18 protein-coding genes are annotated in these 18,204 nt (G+C 60.7%); 7 read left to right on the top strand and 11 right to left on the bottom strand.

The features are described 5' to 3' along the window. Positions 1–1,534: 1,534 nt before the first annotated feature. Positions 1,535–1,765: a hypothetical protein gene (locus tag RA302_RS21970; protein ID WP_176741969.1), complete on the bottom strand. Its 231-nt coding sequence runs from the start codon at positions 1,763–1,765 to the stop codon at positions 1,535–1,537. 13 nt (positions 1,766–1,778) lie between these two features. Here RA302_RS21970 and RA302_RS21975 point away from each other — a divergent pair, with 13 nt between their 5' ends. From RA302_RS21975 to RA302_RS21990, 4 genes are all read left to right on the top strand, one after another. Next, the gene (locus RA302_RS21975; RefSeq protein ID WP_030534924.1) at positions 1,779–2,072 is read left to right on the top strand and encodes a hypothetical protein; all 294 of its coding nucleotides are present in this window, start codon (positions 1,779–1,781) and stop codon (positions 2,070–2,072) included. A 258-nt stretch (positions 2,073–2,330) separates the two neighbouring features. After that, the gene (locus tag RA302_RS21980; RefSeq protein WP_141751346.1) at positions 2,331–2,513 is read left to right on the top strand and encodes a hypothetical protein; all 183 of its coding nucleotides are present in this window, start codon (positions 2,331–2,333) and stop codon (positions 2,511–2,513) included. 96 nt (positions 2,514–2,609) lie between these two features. Then, positions 2,610–2,996: a hypothetical protein gene (locus tag RA302_RS21985; RefSeq protein ID WP_030534926.1), complete on the top strand. Its 387-nt coding sequence runs from the start codon at positions 2,610–2,612 to the stop codon at positions 2,994–2,996. Positions 2,997–3,064: 68 nt separating this feature from the next. Further along, on the top strand, positions 3,065–4,021 hold the full coding sequence (locus tag RA302_RS21990) for a DUF2971 domain-containing protein (protein ID WP_030534927.1): 957 nt from the start codon (positions 3,065–3,067) through the stop codon (positions 4,019–4,021). Between the two features lie 176 nt (positions 4,022–4,197). Here the strand turns inward: RA302_RS21990 and RA302_RS21995 are convergent, their stop codons facing one another. The 3 genes from RA302_RS21995 to RA302_RS22005 form a co-directional block, all read right to left on the bottom strand. Then, complete coding sequence (locus RA302_RS21995) at positions 4,198–4,992, bottom strand: hypothetical protein (protein WP_030534928.1); 795 nt, start codon at positions 4,990–4,992, stop codon at positions 4,198–4,200. Further along, complete coding sequence (locus tag RA302_RS22000) at positions 4,992–5,762, bottom strand: hypothetical protein (RefSeq protein ID WP_155277907.1); 771 nt, start codon at positions 5,760–5,762, stop codon at positions 4,992–4,994. The genes RA302_RS21995 and RA302_RS22000 overlap by 1 nt, the downstream gene beginning before the upstream one ends. Positions 5,763–5,958: 196 nt before the next feature. After that, a complete protein-coding gene (locus tag RA302_RS22005; protein WP_155277908.1) occupies positions 5,959–6,135 on the bottom strand; it encodes a hypothetical protein in 177 nt (58 codons plus the stop codon). 296 nt (positions 6,136–6,431) lie between these two features. On the opposite strand from RA302_RS22005, the gene RA302_RS22010 reads away from it, so the two are divergent. Continuing rightward, positions 6,432–7,394: a formylglycine-generating enzyme family protein gene (locus RA302_RS22010; RefSeq protein WP_037125552.1), complete on the top strand. Its 963-nt coding sequence runs from the start codon at positions 6,432–6,434 to the stop codon at positions 7,392–7,394. A 1-nt stretch (position 7,395) separates the two neighbouring features. Here the strand turns inward: RA302_RS22010 and RA302_RS22015 are convergent, their stop codons facing one another. Beyond that, the gene (locus tag RA302_RS22015; RefSeq protein ID WP_030534931.1) at positions 7,396–8,313 is read right to left on the bottom strand and encodes a TauD/TfdA family dioxygenase; all 918 of its coding nucleotides are present in this window, start codon (positions 8,311–8,313) and stop codon (positions 7,396–7,398) included. 35 nt (positions 8,314–8,348) lie between these two features. Then, positions 8,349–9,017, bottom strand: coding sequence for a TetR family transcriptional regulator (locus RA302_RS22020; RefSeq protein WP_030534932.1), 669 nt, complete (start codon positions 9,015–9,017; stop codon positions 8,349–8,351). 205 nt (positions 9,018–9,222) lie between these two features. On the opposite strand from RA302_RS22020, the gene RA302_RS22025 reads away from it, so the two are divergent. After that, positions 9,223–11,559, top strand: coding sequence for an arylsulfatase (locus tag RA302_RS22025; RefSeq protein WP_030534933.1), 2,337 nt, complete (start codon positions 9,223–9,225; stop codon positions 11,557–11,559). Between the two features lie 73 nt (positions 11,560–11,632). On the opposite strand, the gene RA302_RS22030 is transcribed toward RA302_RS22025, so the two are convergent. The 4 genes from RA302_RS22030 to RA302_RS22045 all read right to left on the bottom strand — a co-directional run bounded on the left by RA302_RS22030 (position 11,633) and on the right by RA302_RS22045 (position 15,520). Next, entirely contained in the window at positions 11,633–13,135 is a 1,503-nt protein-coding gene (locus RA302_RS22030) for a DUF4173 domain-containing protein (RefSeq protein WP_030534934.1), read from the bottom strand. A 107-nt stretch (positions 13,136–13,242) separates the two neighbouring features. Continuing rightward, on the bottom strand, positions 13,243–14,238 hold the full coding sequence (locus RA302_RS22035; protein WP_007727705.1) for a HAMP domain-containing sensor histidine kinase: 996 nt from the start codon (positions 14,236–14,238) through the stop codon (positions 13,243–13,245). After that, complete coding sequence (locus RA302_RS22040; RefSeq protein ID WP_003940586.1) at positions 14,235–14,921, bottom strand: response regulator transcription factor; 687 nt, start codon at positions 14,919–14,921, stop codon at positions 14,235–14,237. Before RA302_RS22040 ends, RA302_RS22035 begins: the two co-directional genes overlap by 4 nt. 65 nt (positions 14,922–14,986) lie before the next feature. Further along, the gene (locus RA302_RS22045; RefSeq protein ID WP_029255974.1) at positions 14,987–15,520 is read right to left on the bottom strand and encodes an NlpC/P60 family protein; all 534 of its coding nucleotides are present in this window, start codon (positions 15,518–15,520) and stop codon (positions 14,987–14,989) included. A 250-nt stretch (positions 15,521–15,770) separates the two neighbouring features. On the opposite strand from RA302_RS22045, the gene RA302_RS22050 reads away from it, so the two are divergent. After that, positions 15,771–16,895: a serine hydrolase domain-containing protein gene (locus tag RA302_RS22050; protein WP_030534935.1), complete on the top strand. Its 1,125-nt coding sequence runs from the start codon at positions 15,771–15,773 to the stop codon at positions 16,893–16,895. Positions 16,896–16,900: 5 nt separating this feature from the next. Here RA302_RS22050 and RA302_RS22055 read toward each other — a convergent pair whose 3' ends face one another. After that, a complete protein-coding gene (locus RA302_RS22055; protein ID WP_080712667.1) occupies positions 16,901–18,124 on the bottom strand; it encodes an erythromycin esterase family protein in 1,224 nt (407 codons plus the stop codon). Positions 18,125–18,204 lie beyond the last annotated feature (80 nt).

The raw sequence follows: 18,204 nt of genomic DNA on the forward strand, positions 1-18,204 counted from the left end.
CAACGTGCGGTCAGCTCGAACAATCGCGTGGTGCCAGTCGTTGCGCTTTCAGCCTCGCCGGTAGCGGTCTGTAGCTCCGCAATCGCGGCGAGCAAGACTGCCTCCGCTCCTGCGCCGTGGCGATCTGATTTGCCCGTTGGTGAGCGGCGCTCAACGATGCGCGTACGTCCGTCTGATGCCCGATACCGACACCTGGCCAGCCAGACACCGCCTCCCTTATTAACCCGCTTGACGCTGCCATGAGCACCGATATCCAACGGAGGACGCCCCGCCATCTCAAATCACCGTTCCAGCGTAGAGCGCACACAAAGTAGGGTTGAACGTGTTGGACCTCTCGTAAGGTTCGACCGCGCCCCGGACCTGTTGACGCAGGTGCCGGGGTTTCTCGGCTCCATGCTTCCACGTGCCGGAGATAGTCGGGGGACGGAGCTGCCATCAATGCAGATCAATCGCAGCAGCCTGCAATCATCCTAGCGTAGAATAATCTTTGAATGTTGTTGTTCTACAACATCTTACGTTTACACACTACCCAGGAAATTGAAACTATGCCGGATCAGAGTCGCAAACCTTCCACCGCAAACGACACCGAGTCGCTACTAACACCTAAGGATCTGGCAGGACGACTGAAACTTACGGTCGAGACCTTGTGTCGTTGGCGCGCACGAGGAGTCGGCCCCCGATACCATCGATTCGACCGCGCAATCCGCTACACGCAGCGAGATGTTGATGCCTGGCTGGCCTCCCAACAGGATGCGTGACGCTCACGTCCCCAGACCCTCGACCATTACACGGTCGAGGGTCTTTTCATATGTTCCGAAACAGTCAATCGCCCGCCACAAAAAGCCAGCTCGTGATGTCGGTCACGAGTAGCTGCGACACTGCGGGCCGAACCCCGAACTTTCATGACCCCAGGCCTGCACGTATTACATAACCTCCCAAGCGTGTTAACGAATAATAGTGTCATACAAAGGATTTAGCGTCCAAAGTGGCTGGACACGGATCTCGGCGATCGATAGGTTCGAGTTATCGAGTCCAGAGCCACACTGATTCGATTCTCCGCTGAGCACCTCGGCGAGATCAGACTTCATCCCGAAGGATCGACATGCCTATCTTCTTCCTCAAGCCGCCGAACCACCCGAACGATCATCTCGATCTTGGTTCCCCGACGGCAGGGTTGCAGTGGTGTGACCACCGCCGGGTCCGCCGCTGAACCACGCGATATCGAAATGAAACCCCCGGCCAGATAACCCAGTCGAGGGTTCCGCACGCCTCCCGCGCCGAGCACACGACACGAAGACCCACTTTCCGTGTCGAGCAGACCCCTCGTGTCCAACCCCACAACTCGACCTTAAAACAGTACGATTGGTATGGTCTAGAGATTGGGGCGCTTCAACTGAAATAGGGACCAAATGCCTTGTCTGTCAATCTCGAAATCGCCAGGCCCAATTGTTGCGAGAACGAAGACCGCGACGGGTTTGGCTAGGGTATCTGTTTACAACTGGACCGGAAGCCTCCCACTCGTCCAATGGACGACTTAGCCGACGACGACCTCCCAGGTCTTCAACTCTGCTGCTGCGGAGGGTTTCCCGTTCCAGAGATGCAGCTGAAAATCAGGATCTTTGATCTTCACTTCGTTCTTCACGTCTTTGCCGGCAACCTGGTAGCTCGCAACGTAGACGGCAAACAGTTGCTCACCCAGCGGCGAGGCTTTGAGGGCCTTCGCGTAGGCCGTCGCGATCGGTCGAAGATCGTCCGGGGTCTTCACCGAGGGAGCGCAAATGTCGATCGCGGCAGCCTGCATGCCTGGATGGTCACTGTCCTTGCTCAACCGACCCGTGGTCACCGTCGCGCCGCCAGGCAGCGGTACTGCGCTAACGGCAGCAGCGAAAGCGGGGTCGGCGATCGGTACGGGGTTGGGGCATGTCGCGGCTGCGGCTGCACTTGTTGCTGCCACAGTGGTCGCACTCGCCGTCGACGTATTCGTAGTCTTTGACGAGCTGGCTGAGCCGCCACACGCAACAAGTAGAAATGCAGCTGGCACCAAGAGCGCAGCAAAGGTTCGTTTCATGTGAAGAATCAAACCAGACGGACCGGTCGCGACGAATTGATGGTCCGCGGGCACAGCACCGCAGCCCATGACGGGCATCGCACGCGCTGCTGCATGGCCTGCAATGAGACCACGAGCATGACGAAGCCCCAACGGTGCGAAGTTGCGGGCCTGCTGCCGTGAATTGAGTTAATTGACGCGGATATTGCCAGCATCAATTCCGGCTTGAATATTGGCGATGCATGCCTCACGCGACGCCCCGGACTTAACCATGCAGGTTTGGATGAAAGACTCGTCCTCGGTCGGATATACCCGCGGACGCTCAACGTATGTCGTCTCCAACGCGGCATTGGGGGCAACGCCCTGGGTCGTGGACCAAATCCAGGCATCAGTCCCCGCCAAGCGCGAGCAGTACGCAGTCAATCCCGATGCTGTCGTCGCGGAAGCGCCGCGAGTGGAGCAGTAGTCACCGAGATCTACGTACGCGATGGCTTGCGTGGTCGCGTAAACCGACTCTTCGAACGTCGGCTCGATCGAAATCGGCGAGGACGACTCCGTAGGCGTGATCGTCGCCGGAGGTGGCGATGTTGTGCTTGTCGTCGCTGCAATCGACGGCGTACTTGACGCTTGGACGGGAGACGATTCATCTTCTGAAGAGCAGGCCGATACCGCGAGAGCGGCCAGCGCCAGGACGAGCACGAGACGTTTCATCTCTAAATCAAACCAGACCGGTCTGTCCTATGTCTCATTGCTCTGCACGTGGACCTCGGACGCATTTCTGCAGATGATGCGGCGAGACCGTACGGACACCACCGTGCTTCAATCCGACGCCGCAACCATCACGCGGGAGATAGCAAAAACGCATACTCTCACATATGAGTGGGGCTTCTCGGCATTGGACGAGTCAGGCGTAGCGGATGGCCTGCATACGGGCCAGACAACTTCTTGAGGCAGGATATTTCCGAATAGCCCAGGCGCAAACACGGATGCTACGTACGGTTCTGTACATTCACCGATATGACGACGCCTGAGCCCGCACCGCTCTATCACTACACAGATTCCGCCGGTCTACTCGGAATCCTCGGCAATCCGATGGCCTTTCCGGGCGTAGAAAAGAACACCCTCTCAAAATTCACGAGCGAAACCAGATTTGGTGTGATGTGGGCAACTGATGCTCGCTATTTGAACGACTCGGAGGAGATCGAGTTCGGAATTCCGATCCTGGCTGAAAGCTTGGACGCTCAAGCAGATACAGCCGACCGCACTCCCGCTGTCGCGGACAGGCTACGTGAACTCGCTTCCGATGTTCGCGAGAAGCGATTCGACATGACATCGCACAAGAACGCGGGCAAGGAGACTCCTTATGTCGCTTGCTTCTGCGAATCTCCAGACCTCCTCAGCCAGTGGCGCGGATATGGTGACGGTGGTGGCGGATACGCTATCGGCTTTCGCCGCGAAGCTCTCCCGAAATTCTGCGAGGTGCATCCCTCTTTGATTCTGACGTACCCGCACTTAGCACTGACTCAGCTGTACGAAGCGCCTCACGACGTCAAATACGGCGCCATGGAGGCCACCAAGTTCATGAAGGAATGTGCGCAAGAAACGGCCGACGATCTAGAACTGGTGGCTGCAGGTAAGAAAACGCTCACTTGGCCCGATACATTTCGCTCGGTGTGTGCAACCTGGTTGACCCGCGTCAAGCACCAGGCATTCAAGGAAGAGGCGGAGCGACGGTTCATTGTGAGCGACTCTGCGAAATCTGGTTGCGAGTTCCGCGCTGGGCAGATCGGACTCATCCCCTACAAGAAGTTGCACTTTCCAATTACCTATGAAGGAAAACCCACAGTCAGCGAAATTGTCATTGGCCCTGGCAGCCATCGCGAACTTAGGAAGAAATCTGTCCAGAGATTGCTCCGTCAGATTGGCTCCCCGGACACCGAAGTTCGACTATCTGACGCACCATTCAGAGGATAGGAAGCGAGGCGGCCACTGGCACTGCAACTGCACACAGCAGACTGCGGCCAGGGAACACTACGAACAACCCTTACCGGAACAAACAGATCATGCGTGAAACGCTGCCCCAGCCATGGCGCTCGCATGACAAACCCCGGCCTCGGAAATAGAAGTAGGAGCATTACATCATTGGATTACTATGCCGTTACTCCGATAATTTCCTGCAGGGTGGACGCTGCAGTTTCAATCTCATCGACGTCAATCATGTGTGCCACCTTGAATATTGGAGTCAAGATCGCATCGGTTCCCATATCCTCAACCGCTTCGCCCGAATAGAAGGCGACGAAGCTCTTCCCCGCGTTTGCCGCTCGCACCGCTGAAACTCGGGCATTAAAATCTCGCGCGACCATCTGAGCGGTGCTCACCGAGGGTTGGTGTAACTGCAGTCTGTCCATGAGGTGCGCTTGACCGTTGTCAAACGAATAGTCGAAGGACACATCGTCATCCTTTCCAGCGACGCCTCCACCCCAACTGGCCGGAACCGACACATCGGGAATGGGACTGATCCCGGCAATACTGAGCGTGGTCTCCACACTCCGGAGCAGGACCTTAGCGCGAGGTTCGGATTGCGTGCCTTCGTCAGACACCAACTCACCGTAGAGTCGTTGCGCCAGATCCTCCGCTGATTGGTACGTGTTTATATACCCACCTTGGACCAGGCTGAACTCCGTGGGCCTTCGAGATTGATTGTGAGCGACGGTATCCAACGCACCTGCCAGAATCAGACGACGGTAGTAATCAACCCAGTTTCGATACCCGTCCTTTGAAAGCTGAAAGCGACGCAAGACACGACCGTTGACCTCACCTTGGTCATCGACCGCGAACAGCTTGATTGCCCAACTGTCAGCTACCTCCGTGATGACACCTATGTTTCTAGGTTCCTTCTTCCGGAGATCAGCGGTGTACTGAATCAGGTGCCACGTGGCCTCCATCAGCTTCCCTCCGCTTCTCCTGCAATGAGTTCGAGTTGTTCTGGCTCAGAAGTTGCCCCAGCCAGCAGCGTACCGAGATGCGTTCGACGCGCCAAGAGGAATGCTTTCAGACCCTTCTGACACGATCTCGGGATCAGACCACGATCGCATGCCTCATCCAGCGCCGCGTCGATCACGGCCACAGGCAGTGCACGAATTCTGGTAACCCACAAATTGAGGTGTGAGGGATCGACTCCCTCACTGCTGGTATCGATTTCGTCTTTAAACATGTGGTAAGAGAGGGTCGCCTTGGCACCGGATGAAAGGCTGTCCATCCCTTCACCGGACCGACCAGCCAGCGCCGATTCGTGGTCAATCAGCCAGATACCCAACCTGGGGTCAAACAGCACATTTCCAGCGTGCCGGTCTTCGTTCCGCACCCAGTAGTCGAAGGCCAGCATCCCGGCAGACACAATAGGCTGCTCACGTAGAACTTGCGACGCTTCGGGCGGCGGAAGCGAAGTGTCGTCTACACGGATTTGTGGAGTGATCCAGCAGCGTCGTTTGTCAGGATGAACGGCTATCTCGCCTGGCAACACAGGAAGACCCATCGCCGCTGCCAATCGTGCACAGATGAGCTCATTCGCGAGCACATGAGGGGTGTCGCCGTCTTGCGCTTTTACGTGAACTCGGGCCGTACCCCACCAAGTGTCATTCGTCCCAGCAAATGCGTCGCTGATTGAAGTGTGTGAAAGTATTTCAATACCGGGCTGTCGAGTTCGAGCAGCCATTAGATCATTCCTCCGGAGCTGACAGTTGAGAGCTGCTCAGACCTTTGCAACCAATGCACGACTCCACACACACTCATCAACGGCACGAATCCCATCAGCAATAGGTACCAGACCTTACGGTCGGAACGTGCTCTGGGTCATGCTGAGCGGCGACGATGCTGCTGCCAGTCCTTCACCATCACGAACAGGTATCCGCTCAGCAAACCTGCCACCAGGAAGCTGAAATCGTATGACAGCGACGACAAATGGTCTCGGCAAGCAGCATCAGCCATGCCGTGGATATGAAGCCCAAAAGACGGGTATCGACGATATTTTTCGAGGTTGGCATCGCGACTAACTCCAGTACTGCGGTGGTGGCATCAATGATGCTCACGTTACGTGTGCGACGCACTGCGCGCCAATGAAACTCGATACTGCAAGCAACCTGTTTTGCTCATCGTTTATTCGACGAATATGACAGAGTTTTGACATCAATGCCCGTCAACGCCGGTCGACGCAGATCACGAGAAACCATTACACACCTGGCCTTATATTGAAAACCTCGATCATCACATCAATCCGCGTCAACGGTTTGCCACTAAAGGAAGGGTCGCAGGTTCGAATCCTGCCGAGTGCACCAGGTGGGACTCTCCCCTACATCGGCGTGACCAACGTGCCATTCTTGAATTCATGACGACGCCTCACTCCACGGCAACTCCACCGAAGAACATGTCTTTGATCCCGGGTGGGACGTACTGGATGGGCTCCGAAGACTTCTATCCGGAAGAACGCCCAGTTCACCAGGTCACAGTCGACGGATTCTGGATGGACACGACGGCGGTGACGGTCGCCGAGTTCCGACGCTTCGTGAAGGCAACCGGCCACGTCACCACTGCTGAAATCGCCCCGGATGCCGCCGACTATCCCGACGCCGATCCAGCCCTCCTCGTCCCGGGATCGTTGGTCTTCAATTCGCCACCCGGCCCGGTTTCACTTGACGACTACACCCAGTGGTGGTCGTTCACTCCCGGCGCCGATTGGCGCCATCCCGAGGGCGCCGACAGCAACATCGGGGGACGTGAACGGCACCCCGTCACCCACGTGTCGTACTTCGACGCCCAGGCCTATGCCGCGTGGGCCGGCAAGGAACTCCCGACCGAGGCCGAGTGGGAGTTTGCCGCCCGCGGTGGACTCGATCGCCAGGCGTACGTGTGGGGCGATCACGACTCTCCGGGCGGGCGGCCCGGTGGCAACGTGTGGCAGGGCCAGTTCCCCTGGGAGAATCTGCTCGAGGACGGTTACGAGCGCACCGCTCCGGTCGGAAAGTTCCGGCCCAACGGCTACGGACTGTTCGACATGGCCGGGAACGTGTGGGAATGGACGGCCGATCACTACACGTCCGACCACGCCCACAGTTCCAAGAACGTCGCGCCGGCCTCGTCGTGCTGCATTCCTCGTAATCCCCGAGCGGAGTTCGCCACGGAGGCGTTGGTGGGCGAACCCTACGCACGACGGGTGATCAAAGGCGGCTCACATCTGTGTGCACCGAACTACTGCTTGCGATACCGCCCCGCCGCGCGGCAGGGCGAATCCGAGGAGTCCTCGACCTGCCACGTCGGCTTCCGGTGCATCATCCGCATTCCGCAGGAGTAGATCAGAAGGGCACGTCCCCCAGGATGGCCACCCGCTCCATGACGCGACGATGCGGGAAGTAGTCGCTCGCAGCGTAGTGCTGGGTGGCCCGGTTGTCCCAGAAGGCAATGGAATTCGGCGCCCACTTGAAGCGGCACTGAAAGTCCGGGACCTTGACCTGCGCGAACAATAGGTTGAGCAGATCGTTGCCTTCGACAGGATCCATATCCGGAATGTGGGTGGTGAAGAGGCTGTTGACGAACAGAGTTTTACGCCCGGTCTCCGGATGCTTACGCACCATCGGATGCAGAACCGGCGGGTACTGCTCCTTCATCTGCTCCAACTTCTCCGGGCTCATGCCGCGTCCGAAGGACGGTACAAAATCGTGGATGGCGTCCTTGCCGTCGATCAAGTCCTTGATCTCGTCGGGGAGGCAGTCGAAGGCGTTACCCATATCGGCCCAGAGCGTGTCACCACCGGCAGGCGGTACGTCGATCGCCCGAAGTACTGAACCGAGCGGCGGCGTCTTCGTCCAGGTGACGTCGACGTGCCAGATGTTCTCCGTTCCTGGACTGTCCTCTCCGCGTTCGAATCTGACGACTGCCGGGACCTCTCCCTGCGGGAGAAGTGGATGAACCTCGAGTTCACCCCAATGGGCCGCGAAGTCACGATGATTCACGCTCGAAATCGGCTGGTCCCGAAAGAACACGACCTTCCATTCGAGGAGGGCCCGACGCACGTCCTCGATCTGCTCCTCCGACGGATCATGCAGGTCGATGTCGCTGATCTCGGCACCGATGAACGGTGTGACGGGTGTCAGAGTGAACCGCTCGTACGGCCTCGATTCAACGCCTTCCGGGTTTCGCCTCATTCCGCGTGGTCCGAATTCGATTGTGTGATTGCCGATTTGGACTGTTCGTGAGGATGTAAGGGTAGCCATCGAATGACTCCGTCCTGTCGTGTCGTGTCGCGGGGTCACACGTCAGTCGACGCGTGCACCCGCTTTGCTCGTGTACGTTTGTGTGCGCTTTGGGGCGCGGTCAGTGCTCCTACCGCGAGATCGACCAGATGATCCACTGTCGTATCGAAATCTGCCTGCACAACCGGGTTTTCGTCTTCGCGGCGCTGCTCGAAGATTGCCAGAGCGGAGACGCTCATGTTGAACGTCAGATCGATCCGTTCGACCGCGACGCGGCGAGATAGATGCGGCAACGCCCGCGTCAACCTGACGACAACTTCGTTGATCCCCTCGCTGACCTCGCGGAACTCAGCACTCTGCGTATCCACCGACGGTGAGATTCGGGCAATGAACCTCGCATAGTTGGAACCGTCGACCGTCGCCAGAAAATCTGCCAGCGGGTACAGAAAGGCTTCGACCAAAGCACGGACCAAGTCGGTCCGCCCACTGGCGTCGATGTCGTCGAGATACGTCAGTCGCGCTGCGTTGATCTGATCCATCCGATGCCGGAATACGGCCAGCACCAGACCGTCTCGCCCACCGAAGTGATACTGAACTGCAGAGTTGTTGCGCTGCCCGGCCGCAGTCGCCACGTCCCGCATGGACACTTCGTGAATACCTTGCTCGGCGAACATCCGCTCGGCGACGGCGATCATGGCGTTCTTGGCATCCAACGAGGCAGGCATACACCGACCATATAAGTCACTGTCTTAATTCCGCAAGCCCCATCCCCTGTGCGCGGTTAGGGAGTGCAGGGACTCCTTAACCACTCACGGGGGTAGTTGTCCCAGTCAACGAGACATGCGCCGCCAACTGAATTCCGATCGATACGCTCCAGATTAAGACGACTGCTTAATCCGCCCGGTTTTGCACACGCCAAGGAGCCTGCTGGTGAATCGCCATTCCATTCCGATCATTCCCGAGACGCCGAACGTCGCGGCCGCCGTGTACTACCCCGATCAGAATCCCCCGTACACCCGCCCGGAACCGCTTCGCCCGCCGGCCGGGGCCCCGAACGTGCTGCTGATCATGATCGACGACGTCGGATTCGGCGCACCCTCCGCGTTCGGTGGCCCGTGCCGCACCCCCACCGCCGAGCGTTTGGCCGAAACCGGCGTGAAATACAGCCGATTCCACACCACGGCTCTGTGCTCGCCGACGCGTGCCGCCACACTGACCGGGCGCAACCACCACAGTGTCGGTATGGGTGTCATCTCCGAAATGGCCAACGCGGCACCGGGATACAACGGGACCCGCCCCGCCTCTGCCGCCACGGTCGCACGCGTCCTACAGGGAAACGGCTATGCGACAGGTGCTTTCGGCAAGATGCACCAGACCCCGACGTGGGAGACCACCGCTGCCGGGCCGTTCGATCGGTGGCCGGTCCGTGAGGGTTTCGACAAGTTCTACGGTTTCCTCGGTGCCGAGTCCGACCAGTTCACCCCGGTTCTCTACGAGGACTTCACGATGGTCGACTTACCCAAGACACCACAGGAGGGTTACCACCTGTCAGAGGATCTCGTCGACCACGCGATCGAATGGATCGAGGGCGTCAACACGATGGACCCCGACAAGCCGTGGTTCTGCTATCTCCCCTTCGGCGCGTGCCACGCTCCACTCCAGGTTCCGGACCGATACCTGAACAAGTACGTCGGCGAATTCGATCACGGGTGGGATCGCCAACGCGAGATCACCCTCCAAAAGCAGAAGGAACTGGGCGTCGTCGCTCCTGATACCGAATTGGCCCCGTGGGCTCCGGGGCTCCCACACTGGGACGAACTCGACGACGACCAGAAGAAGGTCTCGGCCCGTCTGATGGAGTTGTACGCGGCATTTCTCGAGCACACCGACGACGAGGTAGGCAGGCTCGTCGACCGGTTGCAGGACATGGGTGTACTCGACAACACTCTGGTGCTCTACATGATGGGTGACAACGGCGCTTCCGCGGAAGGCGGAATGGAGGGCTCGTTCAACTACCTCGCCGGCCTCAACGGTTACAAGAGTGCGACATCCGACGTACTGGCGCGCTACGACGAATTGGGGACCGAAACCAGCTACCCGCACTATCCGGCGTCGTGGGCTCTGGCTCTCGACACCCCTTACCAGTGGGCCAAGCAGGTTGCGTCCCATTACGGCGGTACCCGAAACGGTCTGATCACCCACTGGCCCAAGGGGATCAACAAGCCAGGAATCAGGGAGCAGTGGCATCACTGCGTCGACATCACGCCGACAATCCTGGAAGCTGCCGGTATTCCGGCACCGACCAGCGTCGACGGGGTCACCCAGAAACCGATGGAAGGCGTGGCGATGAACTACACCTTCGCCGAGCCCGATGCCGAAGAGCGCCACACCACACAGTATTTCGAGATCTTCGGCAACCGCGGAATTTACGATCACGGTTGGACCGCAGTCACGGCCCACCGCGCACCCTGGCTGATGGCCACTCACGGCCTCGAGATCACACCGATGAGCGAGGACCGTTGGGAGCTGTACGACACCTCGGTCGACTGGTCGCAGGCCCGCGATCTCGCGGACGAGCATCCCGAGATCCTCGCCCGGCTCAAGGAAAAGTTCCTCGTCGAGGCGGCCAAATATCAGGTGCTGCCGCTGGACGACAGAACGGTCGGTCGCCACGCCACCGCGGAATCACGACCCCCGCATCCGATGATGGGCCGCAAGACCCTCACGCTGTACCCACACATGAACGGTCTGGTCGAGAAAGCCGCGCCGACGTTCTTCAACCGCTCGTACACGCTGACCGCAAGTCTGGGTAGCGTCGCCGACGGCATGCTGGTCAGCCTCGGTGGCCGGTTCGGCGGATTCGCTTTGTACATACTCGATTCCGTCCCCGTCTACTGCTACAACTTCAGCGGCGGTGGTCGGACCTTCCTGCGTGGGCGCAACCCGCTGGCACCCAATGCACGCGAGGTGTCCGTCCACTTCGAGTACGACGGCGGCGGAATCGGCAAGGGTGGAACCGCAACCCTGAGCGTCGACGACGAGGTGGTCTCCGAAGGCCGGATCGAGAAGACCACTCGGGCGATCTTCAGCATGAACGAACAGCTCGACGTCGGCATCAACCGGGGAAGCCCGGTCGCGGAAGAGTTCGCGGACAAGGGCACGTTCCGCTACGGCGGCAAACTCCACAGCGTGATCGTCGACTTACGATCCACCCGAGATGTGGTGTCCGCAGAGGAACGGGAGAAAATCTCACTCGCCGTGCACTGATCGACCAGGCGACGCTCGCCGATTGTGCAGCCTCGCGCGATATCTGCCGTGCGGCTGCACAATCGCCCTGCGTCTATCCGACCGTGTACATCTGCAGGCACGGCCCCACCGGGCGAGCTTCCAGGATGTCGCGGGCCTTCTCACGCGCTGCGTTGAACTCCCAGGGCGCAGTGGTGCCCGGCACTCCGAATCGATATCTGCTCAAGGCACATGAACGCTGCGGTTCCGGTAGACGATCCAAGGCAGGTACCGCGTCGACGGAGAGCCCGCGTAAGTAGGAAACGTCGATGCTCTTGCCGCCCTCGAACCGTTCCACGTTCTTTTGCGCGATGTACGCGTCGGGGTTGAACACCGCGAAGGCCAGCAGCGCGACGGCCGAAGTGGCGAGAACAGCTGTGGGCAGCCACTTCCCGGACATCCGAATACCTGCGACGAGCAACAACACGAACACGAAGCCAAGAAGCAGCTCGGTCGCGAAGACGCTGACCCGGAGCACCGTGAAACCGTACTGATTCTCGTACAACCACATCCGGTGCACAGCGGACGCCACGATCACCAGGCTGAAAACACACAGGGCACCCAGCAGTCCGCGGGCAAGACGCCTCGATCCAGCGTCGCGGCGGTCGATGTACCGCACTGCGACGGCGATGACGAGCAGCGTCAGCACGGTAACCGCCATGAGCTGCCAGAAACCCTCACGCGCATAGTCCGCATAGGTCAGTCCATCGGTCACCTGTACGTGCTCGTCTCCCCCGAACAGCGTCTTCGTCTGTACTGCAACAAAACCGAGGAACAGCACGTTGAGTACTCCGAGCGGGACCGCCCACTCCCACATCGGCAACGGCGTCGCCTGCGCAGGTGCAAACGCGTCCACCGTCGGCGTTCTGCGGCGCAGATACACCGCAACCAGCGTGCCGAACGCCATCACGACGCCGGCAAAGATCCGTGCTCCCGGGTTCGACACCGAGATGGCAGGAGCGAAGCCGTCGAAGATCTTCGCGAACTCCGGATCCGCACTCACGAACAAAGATCCGAAAATCAACAGGAGAAGAATCGATACTGCGCTCACGACGACAACTCGCGCCGCCGGCACCCGCGGAGCAGAGCGGGTAGCGAGCTTTCGACGACGAACGAAGTTGACCGTCCGGTGCGGTGCCCGCCAGGGAGCGAACGTTCCCAGAAGTATCCCGGTCCACGTCCGCCCGCCGATCAGAGTCCACGTGAACAGAACCCACGCAACCACGACGCAGAGGAACACCAACCACTCCGCACCGCGAACGGCGGCAACACCCAGCAGTGCGAGCATCCCGATGGCGGCGACCCACTGCGTCACGGTCATCCGCGGCGGCGTCAGAATCCCGAAGACGATCACCACACCGGCACCCACGATCACGTACGCGATACTCGCGAACCCTGGGTCGAGGATCAGCGCCGCAAGCACCCCTACTCCGGCCGCGCCGAGGAGCATCGAGCGGGTGGCCATCGACGTGCGATCGGGACGCCAGAACCGGCTGGGACGCTTGGGTTTTACGGCCGGCATCGGCGGTTTCGGTGGAATTACTATCGGAGCGCTCATGTGATCTCCTATGTGTCTGGTTCAATTTTCAGGGTCGGAAGTACAGACGAATGCCGATGAAGACACGCGCCATCGCGAGATCTCTCGATCTCGTCAGGGACTTTGATTCAGTTCTGCGGCAGCACTACTCGAATGCAACAACCCGACGGGGCATCGACGACGGCAATCCTGCCGTCATGTAATTCGACCGCCCACTTCGCGATCGCGAGGCCGAGTCCGGTGCCTCCGTCGGTCGAGCCGCCGCGGATGAAGCGGTCGAACACTCGCTCACGGGCCTGTGGTTCGATGCCGGGGCCGTCGTCGTGGACGTCGAGCACCAACTCCCCCGCGCTGCCGGTACGTACTCGGATCACAACTTTGGTGTCGACGTTCCCGTGCTGAACCGCGTTGTCCACCAGGTTGGTCACCACCTGGTGGAGGCGATCCGGATCGGCGACCACGGACAATTGTGGAGGCTTGACGTCTATCTCGATGTCGCCCGCACTCACACTCGACAGCTCGCGTAGGAACGGCTCGACCTCGAAACGGCGGCGTTTCAACGGCATTGCGCCACCCTCGAGTTTCGAGAGATCGAGAAGGTCGGCTACCAGCGCGCCCAGTCGTTCCGTTTGCCGCAGCGCCGATTTCATCATCGCCGGATCCGGTTCTTCGACACCGTCGACGACGTTCTCGAGCATGGCTTGCAAAGCGGTGATGGGCGTGCGCAGTTCATGGGAGACGTTGCCGATCAACTCGCGGCGGTACCGGTCGTCGGCCCCGAGGTCCTCGGCCATCCGATTGAACGCATGGGCGAGTTCGCCTACTTCGTCTCTGGAAGTCGCTCGTACTCGCCGCGAATAGTCGCCGCGCGCCATCGCCTTCGCCGCGGCCGTCATCTCGCGAAGCGGTGACGTCATCCCGTGTGCGAGCACCTGCGTAACGCCTAGAGCGACAACCAACGCCGTCAGTAGAGCAAAACGAAACGGTTGTTGCGACGTCAGCCAGAAACCACCCGCGGCGAACACCAGTGCTGCGACAACCAGGAGGCCGACCTTCACCTTGAAGGACCGCATCGGGTCCAGCGGCCGCGGCCACCGTGCAAAAAGACGGTCGACGACGCTCATCGCGGCACGTCCCAGGCGTACCCGACGCCGTGAACGGTCCGGATCACGGAAGGTCCGAGCTTGCGTCGCAGCGCCTTGACGTGGCTGTCGACGGTCCGACTGCCCGCTCCCTCACCCCAGCCCCAGATCTCCTCGAGCAGCGACTCCCGCGGGATCGCGGCTCGCGGCCGCTCCGCCAGATAGGCGATGAGATCGAATTCGGTGCGAGTCAGGTGAACTTCTTGCGCATCACGGCGCACTCGACGTTCGGTCAGGTCGATCACGACGTCACCGAACTCGAGGAGGTCGGCCACCGGGCGAGCAGCGTGCTCCGCGCGATCCGCACGCCGAAGCAGAGCCTGCACCCGGGCGACGAGCACACGCATGCTGAACGGCTTGCTCAGATAGTCGTCGGCCCCGACGCCGAGACCGATCAGCATGTCCGTTTCATCGGCGCGAGCGGTCAACATCAGCACGGGCACCGGGCGCACGGCCTGGATGCGGCGGCAAACTTCGAGGCCGTCGAATCCCGGCATCATCACGTCGAGCACCACTAGGTCGGCATCCATCTGCTCGCAGCGGGCCACCGCGCTGGGACCGTCGAACGCCAGCTCGACGTCGTAGCCCTCGGCACGCAGCCTCGCCGCGATGGACTCGCAGATGCTGACCTCGTCGTCGACCACGAGCACTCTTCGCTGACTCATGGAACTGACTGTATTCGGCCCTCGTGGATGAACCTGGGAGGACTTGTGAAGGTTCTGTGCAGGTTCTAGAATCTGCGGATGTTGTTGATCGGCAGATCCGCCAGCGGCGTCAGTCCGGTCGGAACACCAACTCCGTAGGCGTTGAACACCATTCCGAATCCGGCGTAGATGCCGACGTGCGTCGCACCGGGGTAGAAGGTGATGACGTCGCCGGGCGCGAGGGCCCACCGAGGAACCGGCTGTCCGACGTTGGCCTGCTGTTGGCTGGTCCTTGGCAGATTCACTCCGGCCTGCCGAAACGCCCATTGCACCAGCCCGGAGCAGTCCCACGAGTTCGGCCCGACTCCGCCCCATTGGTAGGGCTTTCCGGTCTGAGTGCTCGCTGCTGCCAGCGCGATCAGGCCTGCCGGACTCGGAATGGGGAGGGCGGCTGATCCGCTGCTGATGCTTCCTGCGCTTCCCAGGCTGCCGGAGCTCCCGCTACTGCCGCCGCTGCCGAGGCTCCCCGGGTCGGCCGAGGCGGGGGCAGCGGAGAGCAACAGGACGCTTCCGGTCAGCAGAGCAGCGACCGTTCCCGTGCGGAGTGTCGACTTCTTCATGCATCCGTCCTTCGTGGGAGTCGTTTCGGCGCGCGGCAGCGCACCTCGATAGCCGTGAACTGGTAAGACACGTGAAAACAAACACTTCGTTCGGATGTTAACGGCGTAGACGTGGTGTTCGGACAGGAATCATTGATCCCATTTGTCGGTTTTCGACAAACAGGCCTTACGTCCCGGCCTGGCAAAGATCAGGGAATAATCGGGGATTTCCTGGATCCGTCGGAGCCGGCGGATCCCTAGATTCGAAATCATGCGCTCATACCTCCTTGTCGCCGCGGTCATCATCGGAGCCACCACGGCGCTGATCGGTTGCTCGACGCTCCAGCGCGCAGTGGAGATTCAATCGGATCTCGACGGGCTCACCAGGTCGGGTGTCGTCGGGTCGATCGCAACACTCGACGACGGCACCACGACGGCTGTCATGACCAGCGGCGTGCCCAACCGGACCAACGGCGATTCGATCGGCAAGAATGATCGCGTCCGGATCGGAAGTGTGACAAAGACATTCACAGCTTCGCTCGTTCTGCAATTGGTCGCCGAGGGCAAGGTCGACCTCGACGCACCGATCGAGCAGTACCTCCCGGGCCTACTGCACGGCAGTGACATGGACGGCAGTGACATGGACGGCAGTGGCACAGACGGTAGCGCAATCACCGTGCGGCAACTGTTGCAACATCGCAGCGGCCTACCCGAGTTCGCCGGAGAACCCGGCGCCGACGAATGGATTGCCGCAAACGAGAACCGAACGCTGACGCCGTCCGCCGCGGTCGCCATCGCCCTCGGCAAACCGGCGCAATTCGTCCCCGGAACGTCGTTCGTCTACACCAACACCAACTACATCGTTCTCGGAATGCTCGTCGAATCCGTGAGTGGCCGCAGCTACGCCGATGAACTCCGGTCTCGGATACTCGATCCGCTGGACTTGGAAGACACGTACCTCCCGCCGGCCGGTGAGCTCGACATCAGGGGCGATCACCTGACGGGCTATCAGGATCTCGACGGTGGCCTGACCGACGTTTCCCGCACGGAACCGTCGATCCCCTGGTCTGCCGGAGCGATGGTCTCGACGGGCACAGACCTGAACACCTTCTGGCGTGCACTACTCGACGGGCAGGTGGTGCCGGCCGAGCAGCTTGCCGAGATGACCACCCCTCAGGTCGCCGCCACCGAAGCCGAGGGACTCGGGTACGGGATGGGCGTCGGCGCCACCGAACTTCCCTGCGGCGTCACCTATACCGGCCACAGTGGCGGGATCTACGGGTACTACACACTGTCCGGCGCGACGCCGGACCGCGCGTTCACTGTGACGCTGACGTCGACGCCGAAGGACCAGCCGGACACCGTCGCGATACTCTCGCACGCGCTCTGCCCCTGACGCTGTTACCAGTACTGATGACGCTGCCCGTCGGTATCCGCGACGAAGATGACCGCGTCGGCGCCGTCCAACTCCGAAGGTTTCAGCGGCAGATGCCCTGGCAGGATCGCTTCTCCCGCGGTGATCGACGGGCCGAGCGCGGCTCGCAGGGCCGGAGTCGAGAACAGGGCACGCCGACCGGTCGCATCGGCCAACGCTCCCTGCAGAGTGCCCGGATCACTGTCGGGGTTGGCGTCGGTTGCCAAAAATACGTAACGCTCCCCGAGGACAAGTCCGACAAGTGAGCCGGCGCTCCCCCAACTGACCACGTCGCCGTTGACCGGCATGTCGGACGGCACTCGCAAGAGATGGGCATTGTGTGCGAACAGCAGGCTAGGCCCGCGTCGCTGCTCCTGGGCGACGACCGCCAGCAGGTTCTCGGCCATCATCTCGGCACGCAGACTGAGCAGTGTTCCAATGCGATCAGGAGCGGAACTCGCCATCGCGGAGTGATAGCGCAAGAGCCCCAGAGCGGTGCGTGAATGTGCAAGGGCCAGGTCGTACCCGGCCGGGTCGTCGGGTCGCAGCACTGGTGCGGCGCGCCGCAGGACGCTGCCGAGGTCGTCCGCAATGATGCGCAGAGCGCGAGCATGATCGGAGTTGCCGACGGACGCAGCCGGATCGAACATCGCCGCCGGGTTGGTCCAGTCGGCGTCCTGACCCAGTAAAAGGTCGGCGTCGTCGAGAGATTGTGGCCGCAACGCGGCGGGCAGGAAGTCACCTGCCGCAGACAGTGCGCGGCGCGGGCTCGGTGCACCGGAGTACTCCACCGGAGCGTCGAAGCCGTAGAAGCGAACTCGGTCAGCCGGAGCGCGGCCGTGGTTGTACTCGCGTAGCCATTCGACGAGTTCGCGGTTACCCGGTACCGCACCGAATCCGTGGCTGAAGCCTGTGTCGAGCACCTTCTCGATGTCCGCCTCTCCCCCGTTCACGTAGTCGTTCACGAGCAAAGCCGCAAAGACATCTGTTTCGAGCACGATCGACCGATATCCTCGTTCGACCAGTTGGCCGAGAAGTTCGTTGCGCAGCAACGGAAAAGCCTTGATCCCATGAGTCGGCTCGCCGAGGGCGAGCAGAGTCGGCACCTCGGTTAGCGTGGCGAGCAGTTCGTCGACCGCACGACCAAGACTTGCCGCGTCTTCGAGTTGGCGGCCGAACTCACTCAGCGCTGGGGCAGTGGACATGATCATCCCTTTCGAAGGTGGACTGCCTTCGACAGTATCGTTGAAGATTCGAGTGAAACTTTTACAACAATTACCTGGGGTATACC

The sequence above is a fragment of the Rhodococcus sp. DN22 genome (assembly GCF_036669995.1).
GTDB lineage: Bacteria > Actinomycetota > Actinomycetes > Mycobacteriales > Mycobacteriaceae > Rhodococcus_F > Rhodococcus_F erythropolis.